At 53.2% G+C, this 20,168-nt stretch carries 20 protein-coding genes and 3 tRNA genes; 13 read left to right on the top strand and 10 right to left on the bottom strand.

What is annotated here, in order from left to right:
• Positions 1–37: 37 nt before the first annotated feature.
• The 4 genes from ACSBQN_RS16145 (at position 38) to ACSBQN_RS16130 (ending at position 4,848) form a co-directional block, all read left to right on the top strand.
• A complete protein-coding gene (locus ACSBQN_RS16145) occupies positions 38–754 on the top strand; it encodes a hypothetical protein (protein WP_024474955.1) in 717 nt (238 codons plus the stop codon).
• Positions 755–838: 84 nt separating this feature from the next.
• Positions 839–3,493, top strand: coding sequence for a bifunctional uridylyltransferase/uridylyl-removing protein GlnD (gene glnD, locus ACSBQN_RS16140; RefSeq protein ID WP_024474956.1), 2,655 nt, complete (start codon positions 839–841; stop codon positions 3,491–3,493).
• Positions 3,494–3,530: 37 nt separating this feature from the next.
• The gene (gene dapD / locus ACSBQN_RS16135; protein WP_004242209.1) at positions 3,531–4,355 is read left to right on the top strand and encodes a 2,3,4,5-tetrahydropyridine-2,6-dicarboxylate N-succinyltransferase; all 825 of its coding nucleotides are present in this window, start codon (positions 3,531–3,533) and stop codon (positions 4,353–4,355) included.
• Between the two features lie 106 nt (positions 4,356–4,461).
• Positions 4,462–4,848: a DUF3461 family protein gene (locus tag ACSBQN_RS16130; RefSeq protein WP_004237217.1), complete on the top strand. Its 387-nt coding sequence runs from the start codon at positions 4,462–4,464 to the stop codon at positions 4,846–4,848.
• 55 nt (positions 4,849–4,903) lie between these two features.
• Here ACSBQN_RS16130 and ACSBQN_RS16125 read toward each other — a convergent pair whose 3' ends face one another.
• From ACSBQN_RS16125 to syd, 4 genes are all read right to left on the bottom strand, one after another.
• Positions 4,904–5,353: a flavodoxin gene (locus tag ACSBQN_RS16125; protein WP_036425441.1), complete on the bottom strand. Its 450-nt coding sequence runs from the start codon at positions 5,351–5,353 to the stop codon at positions 4,904–4,906.
• Positions 5,354–5,394: 41 nt separating this feature from the next.
• The gene (truC, locus tag ACSBQN_RS16120) at positions 5,395–6,153 is read right to left on the bottom strand and encodes a tRNA pseudouridine(65) synthase TruC (protein WP_015422459.1); all 759 of its coding nucleotides are present in this window, start codon (positions 6,151–6,153) and stop codon (positions 5,395–5,397) included.
• On the bottom strand, positions 6,150–6,473 hold the full coding sequence (locus tag ACSBQN_RS16115) for a YqcC family protein (RefSeq protein ID WP_004237214.1): 324 nt from the start codon (positions 6,471–6,473) through the stop codon (positions 6,150–6,152). Before ACSBQN_RS16115 ends, truC begins: the two co-directional genes overlap by 4 nt.
• Positions 6,474–6,886: 413 nt before the next feature.
• Positions 6,887–7,438, bottom strand: coding sequence for a SecY-interacting protein (gene syd / locus ACSBQN_RS16110; RefSeq protein ID WP_024474958.1), 552 nt, complete (start codon positions 7,436–7,438; stop codon positions 6,887–6,889).
• 108 nt (positions 7,439–7,546) lie between these two features.
• On the opposite strand from syd, the gene queF reads away from it, so the two are divergent.
• The 4 genes from queF (at position 7,547) to ACSBQN_RS16090 (ending at position 11,491) form a co-directional block, all read left to right on the top strand.
• Positions 7,547–8,398 carry an NADPH-dependent 7-cyano-7-deazaguanine reductase QueF gene (gene queF, locus ACSBQN_RS16105; protein WP_004242203.1) on the top strand — a complete coding sequence of 284 codons (852 nt, stop codon included), beginning with the start codon at positions 7,547–7,549 and terminating at the stop codon, positions 8,396–8,398.
• A gap of 60 nt (positions 8,399–8,458) precedes the next feature.
• The gene (ppnN, locus tag ACSBQN_RS16100) at positions 8,459–9,826 is read left to right on the top strand and encodes a nucleotide 5'-monophosphate nucleosidase PpnN (protein ID WP_024474959.1); all 1,368 of its coding nucleotides are present in this window, start codon (positions 8,459–8,461) and stop codon (positions 9,824–9,826) included.
• Between the two features lie 56 nt (positions 9,827–9,882).
• Positions 9,883–10,650, top strand: coding sequence for a flap endonuclease Xni (gene xni / locus ACSBQN_RS16095; RefSeq protein WP_062773222.1), 768 nt, complete (start codon positions 9,883–9,885; stop codon positions 10,648–10,650).
• 145 nt (positions 10,651–10,795) lie between these two features.
• The gene (locus ACSBQN_RS16090; protein WP_024474961.1) at positions 10,796–11,491 is read left to right on the top strand and encodes a DUF3592 domain-containing protein; all 696 of its coding nucleotides are present in this window, start codon (positions 10,796–10,798) and stop codon (positions 11,489–11,491) included.
• A 40-nt stretch (positions 11,492–11,531) separates the two neighbouring features.
• On the opposite strand, the gene rlmM is transcribed toward ACSBQN_RS16090, so the two are convergent.
• The 3 genes from rlmM to ACSBQN_RS16075 are packed head-to-tail and all read right to left on the bottom strand — an operon-like array spanning position 11,532 to position 13,970.
• Positions 11,532–12,629 carry a 23S rRNA (cytidine(2498)-2'-O)-methyltransferase RlmM gene (rlmM, locus tag ACSBQN_RS16085; protein ID WP_004237207.1) on the bottom strand — a complete coding sequence of 366 codons (1,098 nt, stop codon included), beginning with the start codon at positions 12,627–12,629 and terminating at the stop codon, positions 11,532–11,534.
• On the bottom strand, positions 12,622–13,017 hold the full coding sequence (locus tag ACSBQN_RS16080) for a DUF423 domain-containing protein (protein WP_015422457.1): 396 nt from the start codon (positions 13,015–13,017) through the stop codon (positions 12,622–12,624). The genes rlmM and ACSBQN_RS16080 overlap by 8 nt, the downstream gene beginning before the upstream one ends.
• Before the next feature lie 26 nt (positions 13,018–13,043).
• Entirely contained in the window at positions 13,044–13,970 is a 927-nt protein-coding gene (locus ACSBQN_RS16075; RefSeq protein ID WP_004242201.1) for a transcriptional regulator GcvA, read from the bottom strand.
• Between the two features lie 510 nt (positions 13,971–14,480).
• Here ACSBQN_RS16075 and csdA point away from each other — a divergent pair.
• Together csdA and csdE are read left to right on the top strand one after the other, a co-directional pair.
• The gene (gene csdA, locus ACSBQN_RS16070) at positions 14,481–15,692 is read left to right on the top strand and encodes a cysteine desulfurase CsdA (RefSeq protein ID WP_152696985.1); all 1,212 of its coding nucleotides are present in this window, start codon (positions 14,481–14,483) and stop codon (positions 15,690–15,692) included.
• A 9-nt stretch (positions 15,693–15,701) separates the two neighbouring features.
• Positions 15,702–16,148 (top strand): cysteine desulfurase sulfur acceptor subunit CsdE, encoded by a 447-nt coding sequence (csdE, locus tag ACSBQN_RS16065; protein WP_024474963.1) that lies wholly within the window; start codon positions 15,702–15,704, stop codon positions 16,146–16,148.
• Positions 16,149–16,153: 5 nt separating this feature from the next.
• On the opposite strand, the gene tcdA is transcribed toward csdE, so the two are convergent.
• Entirely contained in the window at positions 16,154–16,969 is an 816-nt protein-coding gene (tcdA, locus tag ACSBQN_RS16060) for a tRNA cyclic N6-threonylcarbamoyladenosine(37) synthase TcdA (RefSeq protein WP_024474964.1), read from the bottom strand.
• 94 nt (positions 16,970–17,063) lie between these two features.
• Positions 17,064–18,161, bottom strand: coding sequence for a murein transglycosylase A (mltA, locus tag ACSBQN_RS16055; protein WP_024474965.1), 1,098 nt, complete (start codon positions 18,159–18,161; stop codon positions 17,064–17,066).
• 229 nt (positions 18,162–18,390) lie between these two features.
• Between mltA and ACSBQN_RS16050 the strand changes: the two genes are divergently transcribed.
• The 3 genes from ACSBQN_RS16050 to ACSBQN_RS16040 all read left to right on the top strand — a co-directional run bounded on the left by ACSBQN_RS16050 (position 18,391) and on the right by ACSBQN_RS16040 (position 18,706).
• A tRNA-Met gene (locus ACSBQN_RS16050) sits at positions 18,391–18,467 on the top strand.
• A gap of 59 nt (positions 18,468–18,526) precedes the next feature.
• Positions 18,527–18,603, top strand: a tRNA-Met gene (locus ACSBQN_RS16045).
• A gap of 26 nt (positions 18,604–18,629) precedes the next feature.
• Positions 18,630–18,706 (top strand) — tRNA-Met (locus tag ACSBQN_RS16040).
• A 153-nt stretch (positions 18,707–18,859) separates the two neighbouring features.
• Here the strand turns inward: ACSBQN_RS16040 and amiC are convergent.
• Positions 18,860–20,110: an N-acetylmuramoyl-L-alanine amidase AmiC gene (gene amiC / locus ACSBQN_RS16035; RefSeq protein WP_004237199.1), complete on the bottom strand. Its 1,251-nt coding sequence runs from the start codon at positions 20,108–20,110 to the stop codon at positions 18,860–18,862.
• Between the last annotated feature and the right edge of the window lie 58 nt (positions 20,111–20,168).

The following is a 20,168-nucleotide window of genomic DNA, read 5'->3' as shown; positions in this document are numbered from 1 at the left end:
TACCTCCCCGCCGTCAGGACGCTGAGGAATAACCGGAATGACAACTTCCCCCCGGAAATCTGCCTGTATCATTATTGGTATTGTCACACTGATCCTGCTTGTCATGCTGGTACCGTTTTATTTCCTGACCAAGTCATCCGGCTGGTGGCAGAAAGAGTTTGTCGCACGCGGGTATGCTGTCGGTGTGCAGATCCACCAGAATGTTTACGAACTGAATCTGTTTGATCTGGCCTTTACCAAACCGGTGTTTGATCACCAGTCAGTGTATGTCCCGGCAAGCAGCCTCGGCTCCTATTTCACACTGGTTGCGTTGTCACAACAGTCGTTTCCGACGCGGAAAAACATCCTGTTGCCGACGGAAAATCCCTATTTCAACGGCCGGATCAGCATCACTGCCCTGAATATTGATACCGCCGCGCTGGCAAGCGAGAGCAGACAGTACCTGAATGCCGGGGAGAGCTACCGCATCACCCGTCTGACCGCTTCACCGGACCGCTCTCTGTTCAGTTTCAGTACCGATGATAATGCGCCGGAAATACTGCAATCCTCCCCGTACCTGAAGGATATCGTCAATCAGGGTATGTGCCGCACAGACGGACAGAGCAACGGCTGCGGGATCGCTGAAGATACCTATATTAACCTCAGTGATGTCCTGCATAACTACTTCCGCAGCTGCCTGATTTACCGCGTGGATGATGAAAACAAACGCATTATTCTGCAGTTTATCCCGATGCCCGGCCCGGTACTGATATAACCCCGGCGAACCGGCAAAAAACTGGTTATTTCCCTGCTGACGCAGTAACCTTGCAGCAGAACACCTCTGCCACAAGGATCCCGCATGGACAACGCCCGGAGTACCGCATCAGCCCTGAAACCCGCCTCGCCGTTATCCTTTACTGATGATGATTTGCAGCTGCCTGTGCTGCGGGAGCACCTGGAGCATTACCGCCGCTGGCAGGCAGAGGCTTTCCGCGAAGGCCAGCCGGTTCATACCCTGCTGCTGACCCGCAGTGATTATATCGATCAGCTGCTGATCCGCCTGTGGCAATTTTTCAGTTTTGATGAGGTGGCGGATTTCGCTCTGGTGGCGGTCGGTGGTTACGGTCGCCGGGAACTGCACCCGTTGTCGGATATCGATATCCTGCTGCTGAGCAGAGCCCCGCTGCCGGAAGCACTCACACCGAAAATCGGTGAGTTTATTGCCGTGCTGTGGGATCTGAAACTGACGGTCGGCCACAGTGTCCGTACCCTGGATGAGTGTATCCGCGAAGGACTCGGCGACCTGACTGTCGCCACCAACCTGATTGAATCGCGTCTTATCTGCGGCACTCTGCCGCTGTTCCTGCAGTTACAGCGGCAGATATTTAATGACAGCTTCTGGCCGTCACCGCGCTTTTTTGCCGCCAAACTGGCAGAGCAGAAAGAGCGCCACGCCCGCTATCACAGCACCAGTTATAACCTGGAACCGGATATCAAAAGCAGTCCGGGCGGGCTGCGTGATATCCATACCCTGCTCTGGGTGGCGCGCCGTCATTTCGGCGCGACGTCGCTGTATGAAATGGCCGGTTCCGGCTTCCTGACCGATGCCGAGCGGGAAGAGCTGAATGAATGTCTGGATATGCTCTGGCGCATCCGCTTTGCCCTGCATCTGTCCCTCAGCCGCTACGATAACCGCCTGCTGTTTGACCGCCAGCTCAGTGTCGCGGAGCAGCTCGGGTATGACGGCGAGCACAACCAGCCGGTCGAGCGGATGATGAAAGCCTATTACCGCGTCACCCGCCGCGTGTCCGAACTCAATGAGATGCTGCTGCAACTGTTCGACGAAGCCATTCTGCACGCAGGGCACCACGATACCCCCAAGCCACTTGATAAGGATTTTCAGCTGTACGGCCACCGTATCGGACTTATCCGTGATTCGCTGTTCAGTGAGGATCCCGCTGCCATTATGCGGATGTTTTACCGCATGGCCTGCGATGACACCATCACCGGCATTCATTCCGGCACACTGCGTCAGTTGCGCCATGCCCGGCGGCACCTCAGCCGTCCGCTGATGGAGTATCCGGAAGCCAGAGAGCTGTTTATCGCAATCCTGCGCCATCCGCGCGGTGTGAGCGCCGCGTTTGTTCCGATGCACCGCCACGGCGTGCTGGGCGCCTATATGCCGCTGTGGGGCAATATTGTCGGGCAGATGCAGTTCGATCTGTTTCATGCCTATACCGTGGATGAACACACACTGCGGGTGCTGGGAAAAATCGATACTTTCAGGCTGGAATCCGAGCGGGTGAATCATCCGGTGTGTGTGGATGTCTGGCCGAAACTGCCGCAACCGGAACTGCTGCGCCTCGCGGCTCTGTTCCACGATATCGCCAAGGGCAGACAGGGCGATCATGCCGTTCTTGGTGCGGCTGATGCACGGGAATTCTGTGAATATCACGGCCTGAATGAAGCAGACACAGATCTGGTCAGCTGGCTGGTGGAAAAACATCTGCTGATGTCGGTAACCGCGCAGCGCCGGGATATTCAGGATCCGGAAGTGATCCGCACCTTTGCCGGTGAAGTACAGAGCACAGAGCGGCTCCGTTACCTTATCTGCCTGACCGTTGCCGATATATGGGCGACCAATGCCTCGCTCTGGAACGGCTGGCGGCGCAGCCTGCTGCGCGAGCTGTTTATCAGTACCGAAAACCAGTTATTACGCGGAGTGCATAACAAACCGAATCTGCGCCAGCGGATCCGCCACCACCGCGATCGCGCGCTGGCTCTGCTGCGTCAGGATGGTGCCGATGAACAGAAACTGAACCGGTTCTGGTCGCGCTGTCATGCGGATTATTTTCTGCGCCATACTCCGGAACAGCTTGCCTGGCACGCCGGAGCTCTGCTGAAAAATGACATGGCATCACCGCTGATCCTTATCAGTAACCAGCGCAGCCACGGCGGCAGTGAAATTTTTATCTGGTGCAACGACCGCCCTTCTCTGTTTGCTTCGGTGGTCAGCGAGCTGGATCGCCGCAATCTCAGTGTCCAGAACGCCCAGATTTTCACCAACCGCGACAATATGGCAATGGATTCCTTTGTGGTACTGGAGCCGGACGGCAAGCCTCTCGCCGCCGACCGCCATGACACCATCCGCAAAGCACTGGCTCGTGCGGTCACCACAGATTATGTGCCGAACCACCGCACCCGGACCGCGCCCGCCAAATTGCGCCATTTTGATGTGCCGACGCGGGTGAAGTTTATTCACAATAAACGCGGCCTGCGCAGCTACATGGAATTATATGCGCTGGATAAACCCGGACTGCTGGCACAGGTCGGTCAGATTTTTGCCGGGCTCGGCCTTCAGCTGCACGGCGCGCGCATCACCACAACCGGCGAAAAAGTCGAGGATATTTTTATTCTGACGGATAAGGATAATAAAGCGCTGGATAAAAATATTCAGGAAGAACTGACTGAACGGTTGACAAAAGCCCTCAATTCAAAGGATAAAACAGAGTAAATTCATCAAAGCACCAGATAAAAGGAAACGAACACCGATGCAGCAATTACAGGCCATTATTGAATCCGCCTTTGAAGATCGCGCCGCTGTAACACCGGCAACTGCCACCCCTGCACTGCGTGATGCAGTCAATCAGGTGATTGAGTTACTGGACAGCGGAAAACTGCGGGTCGCTGAAAAAATCGGCGGCACCTGGGTGACACATCAGTGGCTGAAAAAAGCAGTGCTGCTCTCTTTCCGCATCAGTGACAATCAGGTGATGGACGGGGCTGAATCCCGCTACTTTGATAAAGTCCCGATGAAATTCGCGGATTACGACCAGGCACGTTTTGAGCGCGAAGGGTTCCGTGTGGTACCGCCTGCGGCAGCCCGCCGTGGTGCGTTTATCGCCCGCAATACTGTGCTGATGCCGTCTTACGTCAATATCGGTGCCTATGTGGATGAAGGCACGATGGTGGATACCTGGGCGACGGTCGGCTCCTGTGCGCAGATCGGTAAAAACGTGCATCTCTCCGGCGGTGTCGGTATCGGCGGGGTATTAGAGCCGTTACAGGCCAATCCGACCATTATCGAGGACAACTGCTTTATCGGCGCACGTTCCGAAGTGGTGGAAGGGGTGATTGTGGAAACCGGCTCCGTGATTTCCATGGGCGTGTATATCGGCCAGAGCACCAAAATTTATGATCGCGAAACCGGCGAAATCCATTACGGCCGGGTCCCGGCGGGCTCTGTGGTTGTCTCCGGCAATCTGCCGTCAAAAGATGGCCGTTACAGCCTCTATTGTGCGGTGATTGTCAAAAAAGTGGATGAAAAAACGCGCGGCAAAGTCGGAATTAATGAATTGTTGCGCACCATAGACTAATCTCAGAAATAGCGGATAATAACTCCGCTATTTTTTTATCCGTGCATCTTATCTTCCGCCTTTTGCGGCGGGAACAGGACAGAATAACAATCAATAGGTGGCGCACATGTACGACAATTTAAAAAGTCTGGGAATTACGCATCCTGAAGATATTGATCGCTATACTCTTCGTCAGGAAGCGAACAACGACATTCTGAAAATCTATTTCCGCAAGGATAAAGGCGAGTTTTTTGCCAAGAGCGTGAAGTTCAAGTACCCGCGTCAGCGCAAGACTATCCAGGATGCACAGGGTTTCAAAGAGATTAATGAGATCAACAGCAACCTGCGTTATGTCATCGAAGAGCTGGATACCATCTGCCAGCAGACCGAAAGCGCAATGCCGGAAATCGATCTGAAACGTAAGATCCTCGACGATCTCCGCCATCTGGAGCATGTGGTGTCCAATAAGATCGCTGAAATTGAAAGCGATCTGGAAAAACTGACCCGCAAGTAACCGGATGACACACTGCCGCAGTGCTGCAAAGCCGCTGCGGCGTTGTTTTCCGTGATCAGCTGACCAGTGCCGCCCAGGTTTTCAGCCACGGCTGTGCAAACTCTTCCGGTGCAGCGACTTCCGCGCCGTCAATCACCAGCATCTCGCCGATGCGCTGCGCATGCTGTTCCTGCAGTAACTCATTGAACTGACGGCCGCCACCGCCAAAATTATCATAACTGCTGTCGCCCAGCGCGATAATACCGTAGCGCAGTGACGGCTGATAACCGATGTCATCCCGCAGACCGGCAAACAGTTCGCGGATATTATCCGGCAGATCGCCCTGTCCGGTGGTGGAAGTGATCACCAGTGCCACATCCGTAAGGTAATCTTTCCACTGTGACAGTTCCGGTTCATCAAACAACACCACTTCATGACCGGCCTGCTCCAGAATGGTCTGCGCCTCTTCACCCACAGCCAGCGAGTTGCCGTAAACTGTGCCGATAAAAATACCGATACGTGCCATTATCCGTCCTTTTTCATCAGTAAAATCAAATTATTAATAAATCAGGGTAATGTCCAGCCAAGCTGTTCCGCCACCCGCTGCCAGGTTTCGTCGAAACCGGCATGCAGTACCAGCGGCTCTCCGCTGACCGGATGTGTCAGTGCCAGTTCAGATGCATGCAGCATCAGCCGGCGGCTGCCGAAATGTTCTGTGAATCCCCGGTTCTGACGCAGATCGCCGTGGGCGGTATCACCGATAATCGGATGCCGCAGATGCTGCATATGGCGGCGCAACTGGTGTTTGCGTCCGGTTTCCGGTTTCAGTTCCGTCAGGGTAAAACGGGATGTCGGGTAACGCCCGATAGCCACCGGACACTCCACTTTCGCCAGCGGGCGGTAGTGTGTCACCGCCGGTTGCGCCGGTTTTTCCGCCGCAAATTTATCAGCGATTTTATCCAGTTCTTCCACCAGCGGGTAATCCAGTGTCGCCGTTTCCTCTATCCAGCCGCGCACCACCGCATGATAGGTTTTCTGCATTTCATGCCGTTCAAGCTGTTGTGACAGCAGCCGCGCTACCTCTGATGACAGCCCCATCAGCAGCACGCCAGAGGTCGGTCTGTCGAGACGGTGAACCGGAAAAACATGCTGACCTATCTGGTCGCGCAGTGTCTGCATCACAAATACCGTTTCATGACGGTCAAGCCAGCTGCGGTGTACCAGCCATCCGGCGGGTTTATTCACCGCGACGATATGTTCATCCTGATAACAGATTTCCAGTAATGGTTTTTCCGGTAATGGCGTGTCCTGCAATGGTTGTGTCACGCGAAAAGCCCGTCCAGTGCCCGTAAATGGTCAAGCAGCACCAGATAGCGTGCAGCCTGTTCGTCCCCTCTGTAGTGCTCTTCAAAATACGGGGCTATCTGAAAGGCGGACGGCAGTGCCGCGCCCTGTTCAATCATGGCATACAGACGCGGGATAAGGATCCACTGTAACCATTCATGGGCATTCATGGTATCCACCGCAAACGGCAGTTCGCTTTCAAATGCTTCTGCTGCCGGAGGCTGCCCCTGCCACAGCTCGACGGCGCGCATCTCATTCTCGATGTCCGTCAGGATCGCAGTAATCTGCTGATGTTTTGTCATAACTGAAACCTGTTTACGCTGTAAAATTCATTTTCCGCAGCCAATGCCGCTGATATCTGTAGCGTAACATTGAGGTCAGATAAGTAAAAATCAATTCCTTTCCGGAAGACATAAAAAGGCATAACGGGGAGTTGCGGGGGGATTAAAAACGAGGGGGAAAAATCCCCCTCGTTTTTAATAAAATAACATCCTGTCTCTGCTGAAAATACATCCGTGTATTTCCGTCCACTTCCTTATGGGCACAGACAGCATGCCGCAGCACGGCGTGACAAACAATAATACCGGCGGGAAATCACAGTGACACAGAAATATTAACCACATGAATTTATTGGTTATTTTCAGAAAATCATCACTTTGCGGCAGACCGTATTACAGCCATCACCGGTAAAATCCCACACCGCTGTCAGTGATATTTATGCTGTGCATACCGCCGTCAGCTGTGACAGAAATGATGCCGTATCCGCCGCCAGCACCCGGCGCTTTGTGGTACCGAACGTTTCGAGGATCACTTCACCGTTCAGGTTACAGACAGAAATCATGTCAAATTCTGATTCCAGTGTGGCGATAAACTGTGTCGGCGGCAGTTTCAGACGGCGCTGCGTGACCAGATGACCAATCAGGTTTTCCTGTAAGCGGATAAAATCATCCTCACTCCAGACCTGCACCAGACTGAGCTGAATATCCTCAAAAACAGCCTGCATATCCCCCGCAAACTGCTGCGTGTAGAATTCACTGATATCCGGGTGCAGCTGAATATCCAGCGCTTTCTCAACCGGCTGCAAATGCTTGTCTGCGGTGAATTCCGCCGGCTCCCAGTACACACATTCATCACCGGTGCGGATAATACACGGGGAAGGAATACCATAAAGATCGTGACTGATCGGCGGTAAACCTGTTTTTTCCTGCCATAAACCGACATAATGCCGGGTAAACTGATGTAACGCCTGAGAAACTGTGCGGGTCATATCGCAAAACCTGTTAAACATAAAAGTATCATGCCGCTATAGTAACGTATGACAGACTGTATTGGCGACAGGCGGTACTATTTTTCACCTGAGGTAAAAGGGTTATTTATGTCTCTGTATGAAGGAAAGGCGGAACTGGCGTCACTGACGCTCGGTAAAAAAACCGGTTATGAGCAGCATTACAATCCCGCACTGTTACAGGGCGTGCCGCGCAGCCTCAACCGGGATGCCCTGCATCTGCATGCGGATAATCTGCCTTTTCGCGGTGCGGATCTGTGGACACTCTATGAGCTTTCCTGGTTGCAGCCGAATGGCGTGCCCTGCATTGCACTCGGCTATGTTTCCCTCGATGCCGCCGGGCTGAATCTGATCGAATCCAAGAGCTTCAAGCTCTATCTCAACAGCTTTAACCAGACGGTATTTGCCTCTGCGGATGATGTCCGCCGCACACTGGAGCAGGATTTAAGCGCCTGTGCACAGGGAAAGGTGACAGTGGAACTGCTGCGCCCGGATCAGTTCACGGAACAAAAAATCATTGATTTTACCGGCGAGTGTATCGATTATCAGGATATTACGATTACTGATTATCAGTTCAGCAGTGATTATCTTATTGATGCCGTCAATGAAAATGACGATGTCGTTGAAGAAACGTTAGTCAGCCACCTGCTAAAATCAAACTGCCTGATTACACAGCAGCCTGACTGGGGCTCCGTCGCAATACAGTATCGCGGCCCCAAAATTGATCGTGAAAAACTGCTGCGGTATCTGGTGTCATTCCGCAACCATAACGAGTTCCATGAGCAGTGCGTTGAGCGGATTTTTACCGATCTGAACACACACTGCCGCCCGGTTGCCCTGACTGTCTATGCCCGTTATACACGGCGCGGCGGGCTGGATATCAATCCGTGGCGCACCAATACGGACTTTACACCGTCTGCGGACCGTCTCGCCCGTCAGTAAGGCAGACAGCGCGCAACCTGTACGACTACAATTTATCCACGGGATAACAAGGAGTTTTACTTGATCACACATATCAGCCCGTTAGGCTCTATGGATCTGCTTTCCCAGCTTGAAGTTGATGTTCTGAAACGGACAGCAAGCAGCCACCTGTACCGTCTGTACCGCAACTGTTCGCTGGCGGTACTGAATTCCGGCAGCCAGATGGATAACAGTCATGAATTACTGTCCCGTTTCCCGGATTTTGATATTAACGTGCTGCGCCGTGAGCGCGGGGTAAAACTCGAACTGGTGAACCCGCCGCAGAATGCATTTGTTGACGGCAAAATTATCCGTTCACTCCAGGCTAACCTGTTTGCCGTGCTGCGCGATATTCTGTTCGTACAGACCCAGATCACCGATGCCGAGCGCTGCCGCGGCCTGAATCTGGACAACAGCGCACATATCACCAACCTGATTTTCTTTATCCTGCGTAACGCCCGCGCCCTGCATATTGATGAAGATCCGAATATGATTGTCTGCTGGGGCGGTCACTCCATCAATGAAACCGAATACCTGTACGGACGTAAAGTCGGGAACGAGCTGGGGCTGCGCGAGCTGAATATCTGTACCGGCTGCGGACCGGGTGCCATGGAAGCGCCGATGAAAGGCGCGGCTGTCGGCCATGCCCAGCAGGGTTACAAAAACAGCCGTTTTATCGGTCTGACCGAGCCGTCCATTATTGCTGCCGAGCCGCCTAACCCGCTGGTGAACGAACTTATCATCATGCCGGATATCGAAAAACGGCTGGAGAGCTTTGTCCGTCTGGCACACGGAATCATCATCTTCCCGGGCGGGGTCGGCACAGCTGAAGAGCTGCTCTACCTGCTGGGGATCCTGATGCATCCGGAAAACAAAGATCAGGTACTGCCGCTGGTACTGACCGGGCCGAAAGAGAGCGCCGACTATTTCCGTGTGCTCAATGACTTCGTGATCAACACCCTGGGCGAAGAAGCCACCCGCCATTATCAGATCATTATTGATGATCCGGTGGAAGTTGCCCGCGTAATGAAACGCGCCATGCCGGAAGTGAAAGATAACCGCCGCAGCACCGGGGATGCTTACAGCTTCAACTGGTCGATTAAAATTGCCGGTGATCTGCAGCATCCGTTTGAGCCGACACATGAAAATATGGCTGCACTGAATCTGTACCGCAATCAGGAGCCGGAAAAACTGGCGGCAGATCTGCGCCGTGCGTTCTCCGGTATTGTCGCCGGTAACGTGAAAGAAAACGGTATGCAGGCCATCGCACAGCACGGGCCGTTCAAAATCCGCGGCGAGGAAGCCATTATGCAGCGGATGGATGTCATGCTGCGCGGATTTGTTGAACAGCACCGGATGAAATTACCGGGCGGCACGGCTTACGAGCCATGCTACGAAATCATCCGCTGATACTTTTTATCTGAACTGTTTCCCCGCCGCCGGCGGGGAAATTATATATAGCGACTATGATCCATTTACTGATTATCGATGCAATGAATCTGATCCGCCGGATCTACGCCGTGCAGAGCCAGTCCGGCCTGCTGGTCTGTGAGCAGGCACTGATGCAGATCCTGAATCATGCACAACCGACACACGCGGTCACCGTCTTTGATGAGGACGACCGCAGTCACAGCTGGCGTCATCAGCTGTTGCCGGGTTACAAAGCCGGACGCAGTGAGATGCCGGAAGTTGTCCGGCAGGAACTGCCGCTGCTGCGGGAGATGTTTGCCCGTCACGGCATCCGGGCATGGCATTCCGAAGGGGATGAGGCGGATGATCTCGCCGCCACACTGGCGCACAAAGTCGGTCAGGCGGGACACAGAGTGACGATTGTCTCCACCGACAAAGGCTATTGCCAGCTGCTCTCCCCGCAGATTCAGATCCGCGACTATTTTCAGAAACGCTGGCTCGATATGCCGTTTATTGCCGCCGAATTTGGTGTTACCGCACAGCAACTGCCGGACTTCTGGGGCTTAAGCGGAATCAGCAGCAGTAAAATCCCCGGCATCACCGGTATCGGCCCGAAAGCAGCGGCCACACTGCTCAGCACCTTTGCTGACCTGGATTCACTTTACAGCCACATTGACCGGGTACCGGAGAAATGGCGCCAGAAACTGATCGACGGAAAAGCCATGGCTTACAGCTGTCGTGACGTCGCCACCCTGAAACGGGATCTGCATTTACAGGGCAATCTCAGCCAGTTGCGCTTACCGGCGGGAAACAGCAGCTCTTAAACCAGACAACAGAGTGCCTGTGTTTACTCAGCTTCGTTCGGAATAATCCCGGTCAAATTTAACTTAAGTTAAAATCGTTAGGCAAACCGGCAGCCATCCTCTACACTCGGTTTTATTAATATATTAACCAGCTAGCGGATGGCCTATGTTTACGAAAGCACGCATTATTTTAGGAATTTTTGCAGTTATTGGTTTGCTGATGCTGATGGGCGGCAGTTACTTTTACCTTTCCGGTTATTCACAGGAAAAAAGCGGGATAGTGGTCACCGGACAAATTATCGATCTGTCTGTTCACCGCCCGGATGACAGTGCTTCTTATTGCCCTGTGGTGAGATACACTGACGGGCAGGAAGAGTATGTCATGGAGTCCTCTTATTGCAGCAGCGGTTACCGCAATGCTCTGGGTGACGATATTGATGTTATTTACCAGCCGGGCAGCCCGGATAACGCGGTTATTCACTCTTTCGGCGGTCTGTACGGCGGAGCCGTGATTCTTCTCGGAATGGGGGCGGTATTTGCACTGGTCGGTACGCTGCCACTGATTATCATGTATCTGCGGAATAAATCCGGTCAGCGCCTGCTGCGGGAAGGAATGCCGGTCAAAGCCCGGTTCAGTGAAGTGATCCTGAATACCACGATCAATATCAACGGCCGCAGCCCGTTTCAGATTGTGGCACAGATGCATGACACCGCGGCAAACACGGTGAAACTGTATTACAGCCACAATATTGCGTTTGACCCGTCACCGTTTATTAATCAGGAGTTTGTCACCGTTTATGTGGACAAGAAAAATCCTGATAAATACTACATGGATATCTCTTTCCTGCCGAAGGTGAAGTGATACCTAAAAAAATCCCGGCAACAATTGCCGGGATTATTCATCAGAATACCCGATCCGGGTTATATGCACCCCACACCCGCTGGACATGCACCGTAATTTCCTCACGGTCATGGTACAGATGTTTCGCGTGGATCAGCGCATTCACGCCCTGCTCTTTCATTTCAGCAGCCATTTTTTCGAGGATATGGGATACCTCTTCATAGCGCTTTTTCATCGGCAGTTTGAGGTTGAAAATCGTCTCGCGGCACCAGCCGTTAACCATCCAGGTGGTCATCAGTGCGGCCACTTTCGCCGGTTTTTCCACCATATCGCAGACCAGCCAGGTAATATTTTTGGATGTCGGCACGAACTTAAAGCCGTCCTCACGGAGATGGCGCACCTGACCGGTTTCCATCAGACTTTCGGCCATCGGGCCGTTATCCACGGCCTGAACGCGCATACTGTGTTTCACCAGCTGATACGTCCAGCCGCCCGGGCATGCACCCAGATCCACCGCCTGTAGCCCGCCTTCCAGACGCTCTTCCCACTCGTCATACGGAATAAACATATGGAATGCTTCTTCCAGTTTGAGGGTAGAGCGGCTCGGTGCATCTGACGGGAACTTCAGACGCGGGATCCCCATGTAGAACGCGGAGTTATTATTCGAGTAAGAATAACCAACATAGCAACAGCCCGGCGCGATAAAGAAAACGTGAATGACCGGACGGCCCCGGTTCTCTTTTGCCAGCAGCAGTTTTTCCTGACGCAGTGCCGAACGCAGCGGCACCGTGAATTTACGGCAGAACTTCATCAGCTCTTTGGCTTCGTTGGTGTCAGGCACTTCGACACGCAGATCACCCGCACGCTCCACCACGCCGGTCAGCATCCCCATGATCGGCGAAATCCGGTCATTTTCGGGTAAGTTTTTCAGCAGTTCGCCGACAACTATCATCTGACGGGCAAAAATAAGTTCTTTAAACGGGATCTCTTTTGCAATGCGATCGGCATCATCCGGCTGATAGCATTCAAAAATGACATAACCGCTGTTCTCTTTAACCCGCGGGAAACCAAAAATCTCAAGACGCCCGGCTTTATCCGTGATCTCAGCTGCACACTCTTTTTCAAAACCCGGACGGCAATATAATGCTATTTTATTCATGGCCGGAAGCCACTTTCCTTAGACGCAGCGCGCCAATCAATACACAAAACCAGCCTAACAGGAAACTTACCCCGCCAACCGGCGTAAAATAGGCAAAATATTTCATCTGTAACAGCGCCATACAATACAGGCTGCCGGAAAACAGCAGAATGCCGATCCCGAAAAACAGTCCGCTCCAGTAAAACCACAATACCACTTTGCGCATCAGCACAGCGGCCAACCCCATCAGGGCGAGTGTATGTGAGATCTGGTACTGGAGACCCAGATTAATCCAGTCCATCTGGTGCTTTGCCAGAACCGGTGTTAAAAGGTGCGATCCGATTGCGCCGAATGCAACATAAAAAAAGCCGCTGAAACCGGCAAAAATTAACATCAACCGACTATTCATTTGCCATACCTTATGTGAAGTTCAGGTTAATCCTGCTCACTTGTCATCCAACCTAGTTTTTCCTGTTCACTCGCCGCCTGCGCCATAATCCACTGACGGAATGCTGCGATTTTACCGGAATCAGCCTGACTGTCCTGACACACCAGATAAAACGCATTCTTACTGACCAGAATATCTTTAAACGGGCACACCAGGCGACCGGCATCCAGTTCATTTTTTGCCATAACATTATTGACCAGTGCCACGCCCTGCCCGTGCACTGCCGCCTGAATCACCATCGCACTGTGGCTGAAAATCGGCCCGTGCTGCACATTGACCTGCTGCTGCAAATCCGCCTGGCGGATATACGCCTGCCAGTCACGGCGGGATGAATCATGCAGAAGTGTATGATACGACAAATCGGTCAGCGTTTTGAGCGGCCGTTCACCGGTCATCAGTGACGGCGCGCACACCGGGATCAGATATTCCGCATACAGCCGGTCTGTACGCAGACCCGGCCAGTTGCCCCTGCCGTAAAAAATCGCCACATCCACATCATCGGCCAGTTTATCTTCTTCGCGGTCAACCGCCTGGATCCTCACATCAATGCCCGGATAGGCCTGATGAAAGCCGGACAGACGCGGCACCAGCCACTGGATCGCGAAACTCGGTGACAGACTGACTGTCAGCGCCCCTTTGGCACTGCGTGCCTGGAGTTTGCGTGTGGCGTCATTTATCGCTGAGAAGATTTCCTTAATATCGAGATAATAACTCTGCCCCTCTTCCGTCAGCAACAACGAACGGTTCCGGCGGCGGAATAATTTCAGCCCGAGGAAATCTTCCAGGCTTTTCATCTGATGGCTCACTGCGGCCTGGGTCACAAAAAGCTCTTCCGCCGCCTTAGTAAAACTTAAATGGCGGGCGGCAGCATCGAAGACACGCAAAGCATTGAGCGGAGGCAATCGTTTGGACATTTTCTGGTTTTTCTGTCAGATCCGGATACCGGTAACGTAAGTTTAGTCGGGATTAGTTTTTGTAATCCGAAGCATTATAAATTGTCCCTTGATGATACACCAGCAAATACCTATAGTATGCCCACTTCCTAAGCCGGAACGAAAAGTTGAACAGTAGCGATACTGCAAAACTTTTGGCTATGTGGTTGTGATGTTGTGTTTGCAAGTTGTCCGGGAGTTCCGGACATAGTAGCTTAAGCTACTGTTTTTTTCACTTCCTGTACATTTACCCTGTCTGTCCATAGTGATTTTTTGAATGCACCGCCGATTGCGGTGCTTTTTTTTGCCTTCCGTCCGCAGATACGTTTCCCCCGTCTGGAAAGCCGCCACGATGTTGATTATAGTAAACCGTCGCTGACGGTGCTACCGCCGCGATCCGGCCGGTCACCACCGGGCTCCCGCCTCTGATGTACCGGATACCGCACTTTTTGCATAAGCTCTGTTTATCTCAGACTGCCGTTGATAACACTGATGAAAACCTTTTCTCCCGATACATTCCGCCGCGCCTTTCCCGGGACTGCCGGTGACACTGTTTTTCTCGACAGCGCCGCCACCGCCCTTAAACCGGAGGTGATGACACAGGCCACCGCCCGCTATTATCAGCATGACAGCGGTGCGACCGTTCACCGCAGCCATCACCGGCAGGCCAGAGCCGTCACTGAACAGTTTGAGCAGGCGCGTGACGCTGTGCGGCAGCTGATTCAGGCTGAAGATGCCCGCAGCTGTATCTGGACAAAAGGCACCACCGAATCCCTGAACCTGGTCGCTCAGGGCTTTTTCCGCCCGCGTCTGCAGCCGGGGGATGAAATCATTGTCAGTGAGCTGGAACACCACTCCAACCTGATCCCGTGGATCATGCTGGCACAGCAGACCGGGGCAACCCTGGTGAAATGGCCGCTGACAGCGGACAGAACACTGTGCTGTGATCAGCTGGAAACCCTGCTGTCACCGCGCACCAGGCTGGTGGCGGTCACACAGATGTCCAATGTCACCGGCTATCAGCCGGATATTGCCCGCGCGGCACAGCTGGCACATCAGCACGGCGCACTGATTATCGCTGACGGTGCTCAGGGCGTGGTTCACCGGCCGCTGAATGTCACCCTCAGTAATGTTGATTTCTATGCGTTTTCCGCCCACAAACTCTATGGCCCGAACGGACTGGGTGTGCTGTACGGCCGTCCGGAACTGCTCAGTGATATGCAGCCGTGGCAGGGCGGCGGCAAAATGCTGACGGATACCGACTTTTTCAGCTTTACCCCGGCACCGGTTCCCGCCCGTTTTGAAGCAGGAACACCGAATGTGGCCGGTGTTACTGCGTTCGGGGAAACCCTGCGCTGGCTGGATACAATCGATCTCACCGCCGCCCACGATTACACCATTGCACTGTGTGACAGTGCGGAGCAGCAACTCGCGGCACTTCCCGGTTTCCGCAGTTACCGCAGCCCGGGCAGCCCGCTGCTGGCCTTTAATATCAATGGTATTCATCACAGTGATATCGCCACGCTGCTGTCGGAAAAAAATATCGCCCTGCGCCACGGGCAGCACTGTGCACAGCCGCTGTGTCAGGCGCTGGGAACGGAAGGCTGTCTGCGGGTCTCCTTTATGCCGTATAATCAGCCGGATGATGTCCGTCAGCTGGTGCAGGCGGTACAATTTGCTCTTGAAATTCTGGCTGACGACTGAGAGAAAAAAATGACACACACATTCCCGGCACACCCGTTCGGCCACTCTATCCACCGTGAGCAGCTCACGGAAACCTTTTCCGCCTGCCGCTCATGGGAGGAAAAATACCGTCAGCTGGTGATGCTGGCGCGTCAGTTACCGGTACTGCCGCCGGAAAGCAAAGGTGAAGAGACAGAAATTAAAGGCTGTGAAAACCGCGTCTGGCTGGATGGCACACTCAGCAGTGACGGTACGCTGCATTTTTGGGGGGACAGTGACGGGCGGATTGTTAAAGGTCTGCTGGCGGTACTGCTGACCGAAGCGGAAGGTCTGACACCGGCGGCACTGTTATCTGCGGATTTATCCGCAGCGTATGAACAGTACGGACTGAGCGCGCAGCTCAGCCAGTCCAGACAAAACGGCATTCAGGCACTGATTGATGCCGCCCGCGCCATTGCACAGCGGTTCAGCGCCTGAAAGGCTTATTCCGCCGCAGCACGCTCCGCTTTTGCCACCAGTTTTTTCAGTGCATGAGAGACCGCCACAAACCCGAAGGATGCCGTAACCACGGTGGCGGCACCGAACCCGGCGGCACAGTCCATCCGCATACTCCCTTCCGCACTGTTTTTCATACCACAGGCCGCGCTGCCGTCCGCCTGAGGGTAACGCAGCGGCTCTGTCGAGAACACACAGTCGATCCCGAGCCGTCCTTTGCCGTTTTTGCGCACACCGTAGTCTGATTTCAGGCGCTCACGCAGTTTCGCTGCCAGCGGATCCTGTAAGGTTTTCGCCAGATCCGCGACCTGAATCTGAGTCGGGTCGATCTGCCCGCCGGCACCGCCGGTGGTGACCAGCGGAATTTTGTTACGGCGGCAGTAAGCCAGCAGCGCCGCTTTCGGGCGGACGCTGTCGATAGCATCAATCACATAATCAAATCCCGGGCTCATCATGTCCGCGACATTATCCGGCGTGACAAAATCATCCGTACAATGCACCTGACATTCCGGGTTGATGGCCAGGATCCGCTCCCGCATCACCTCAATTTTCGGCTGCCCGACGGTCCCCTGCATGGCGTGGATCTGCCGGTTGGTATTGGTCACGCACACATCATCCATATCAATCAGTGTAATGGCACCAATTCCGGTACGCGCCAGCGCTTCCGCCGCCCATGAGCCGACACCACCGATGCCGACAACACAGAAATGAGATCGGGCAAACAAGCGGAGCGCCTGCTGACCATAAAGACGACCAATACCGGCAAAACGCTGCAGATAAGCATCAGATAAAAGGGTTTGCATAATACAGAAACCTGCGGTGAAAAATGACAGAAACGACTAAGAAATAATGCGGGTGCATACTTCATTGCAAAGTATACACCGCGAGAATGAAAGACTACAGCGCCGGGTTCAGGATCGGCGGGATCCCTTTTTTCAGTACCCAGACACGGCCGTAGTGATTGTAGAAACCGGCCATCAGCCCGGCATCGTGGCCGATACCGTGATAGATATCGAAGTGATGCCCCTTGATAGCGCCGCCGACATCCAGCGCGATCATCAGACGCATATCATAACGCCCGGTAAAATTGCCCTGGTTATCCAGCACCGGGACTTCCGCCAGCAGCGTGGTGCCCGGCGGGATCAGGGTTTTATCCGAGGCCACAGAGGCTTTGGCAATCAGCGGTACCGCGCTCGCCCCTTTCACCGGCGCAAACTGCTTCGGTGTGAAAAAGACAAAAGAGGCGTTTTGCTCCAGTAATTCCTGCACTTCCTGCGGAGAATGATTATCGGCCCACTTGCGGATCGCCAGCATCGACATATCTTTCTTCTCCACCTCGCCGCGATCGATCAGAACACGCCCGATACTGGTATAACCGTGTCCGTTCTTCCCGGCATAAGCGAAAAAGTTCAGCTCAGAGCCATCACCGAAATCAATATAAGCACTGCCCTGAACATCCATCAGGAAGTTATCCATCAGTGAATTGCTGTAGGCAAGAACGTAGTTATCACTCAGCGCACCGTTATAAATCTGGGCCCGGCTCGGCAGACGGCTGCCTTTTTTCGGCGGCATGCGGTAGATAGGATACTGAAACTCCCCCTGACGGGTATGACGGGCCTGAACAACCGGGGTGTAATAGCCGGTAAACTGCACGTTTCCGTAGTTATCTTTGCCTTCCATCTGATAGCTGTGCAGGTTGAACTGCCGCAGTTGCGCAGTATCCGCACCGGAACGCAGCCAGTTTTCAACCGCGCGGAAGTTCTCGCTGTACTGGTTGTACAGGCGCGGTGAGGTTGTCCGGATGGCTTCCACCTGTTTCAGAAAGTCCGGGCCGTTGACCGGCACACCGGGACTGTTGACGTTCGCCACTTCCTGTAAATTCTGTGTCAGATGCCCGTCTTTATACTGCTGACCTTTATCTGTCGGGCGCGATTCACAACCAACCAATAACGAAAACAATACGCCGCACAACAAATACCTGCCGGTTTTGCTCATACCCATCTGCCAACCAATAATTTGAATTAATACAATATGTATGCGAACGATATCAAATCGCTTTTATTATGCAACCGGTTTAATTTTTGCCACTGAACAATCATCCGGCTAAATGAATAAAAAACATACAATAAGCCGGATAATTAACCAAATCAGGGGGTGGTATAGCTTTTTATCAAGAAAAAACTTGCATCAGCTCTCATCCTGAGTATAGTGGGCGCCTCACAGACGCGGGATGGAGCAGCCTGGTAGCTCGTCGGGCTCATAACCCGAAGGTCGTCGGTTCAAATCCGGCTCCCGCAACCAATTTTTGAAGTACGCTGTCTGTGAATACAATGTGATATGCTCAGTTAATGATATTCGGACGCGGGATGGAGCAGCCTGGTAGCTCGTCGGGCTCATAACCCGAAGGTCGTCGGTTCAAATCCGGCTCCCGCAACCAACCTTCATATCATTAACAAATTCGGACGCGGGGTGGAGCAGCCTGGTAGCTCGTCGGGCTCATAACCCGAAGGTCGTCGGTTCAAATCCGGCCCCCGCAACCACTCTTCTGACAAATTCTCTGTCAACTTTTCCTGAAAACACACAAAATTTATTCCTGAAAACGATTTTTTTCAGTGCATAACTATGTCTGTACTGTATCTGTCCGTTTCACACCACATCCTTGTGATGCACAATTTCTGTGATAAACCGTATTTTCAGTTGCGCCGTGCGACGGCTCCGCCGTTGGCAAAATACGCCTTAATCCCCAGGAAAATAGAATTTGCCATCTCCTGCTGAAATTTGGCCGTTTTCAGCAGACGCTCTTCCTCAAGGTTACTGATAAACGCCGTTTCCACCAGAATCGACGGAATATCCGGTGCTTTCAGCACCGCAAACCCTGCCTGATCAACCGTGCGCTTATGCAGTTTGTTGACATTTCCCATCCGTTTCAGCACTTCTGAACCGAATTTGAGACTGTCTTTGATACTCGCGCTCTGCACCATATCAAACATGGTCTGATCGAGGTATTTGTCACCGCTTTTGCTGACGCCCCCGATTTTATCCGCATCGTTCTGGGTCTGAGCCAGATATTTTGCGGTATTACTGGTTGCCCCGCGTGTCGAGAGCGCAAAGACAGACGAGCCTCTGGCAGAGCGGTTGGTAAAGGCATCCGCATGGATTGAGACAAACAGGTCCGCCCGCATTTTACGGGCTTTCGCCACGCGCACCGACAGCGGGATAAACACATCCTCGTTGCGCGTCATATAGGCACGCATACCCGGCTCGCGATCGATAAGCGACTTCAGGCGGCGGGCAATCTGCAGCACCACATCTTTTTCGCGGGTTTTGTATTTCCCGATAGCACCGGGGTCTTCCCCGCCGTGGCCCGGGTCAATCATAATAACAATCGGCCTGTCCTGACCGGCTTTACCCGGTTTCGGCGTTTCACGCGGCAGGCTTTCTTCGAGATCACCGCGGTTGTAATCTTCCAGCAGTGCCAGCAACGGATCGTCTTCTGTCGCAGCACCATTTTTCGGATAAAAATCAAGCACCAAACGGTTTTTAAACTCAGCGACCGGGGTCAGTTCCAGCACCTGCGGACTCATCGCCTGTTTCACTTCAAACACCAGGCGGACAGTCTGCGGATCATTCTGACCGACACGGATCAGCTTCAGATGCGGATCGCGATCCTGCACCTGCTTATCCATCCCTTTCAGTACACTGTTGAGGTGCACATTCTTCAGATCGACAACAATACGTTCCGGGTTTTGCAGTGAAAACTGCTTATATTTCAGCGGATGATCCGACTCAATAGTCACACGGGTATAACTGGATGCCGGCCAGATACGCACCGCCACAATCTGTGACGACGCCGCAAAGCCGAACGGGCTGATACTCAGCAGACAAAACGCCGCAGCTCCTTTCAGTAACAGACGGCGCGACGCATCATGTTCAGAATGACTCATGAAAAAATATCCATAGCGTAAATCAAATCAACAATAACCGGTGCGGGTTATGAAAACC

It is taken from the genome of Morganella sp. B601 (assembly GCF_051172335.1).
In the GTDB taxonomy this organism is placed as follows: Bacteria; Pseudomonadota; Gammaproteobacteria; order Enterobacterales; family Enterobacteriaceae; genus Morganella; species Morganella morganii.
This window is presented reverse-complemented; position numbering and strand designations above follow the sequence as displayed.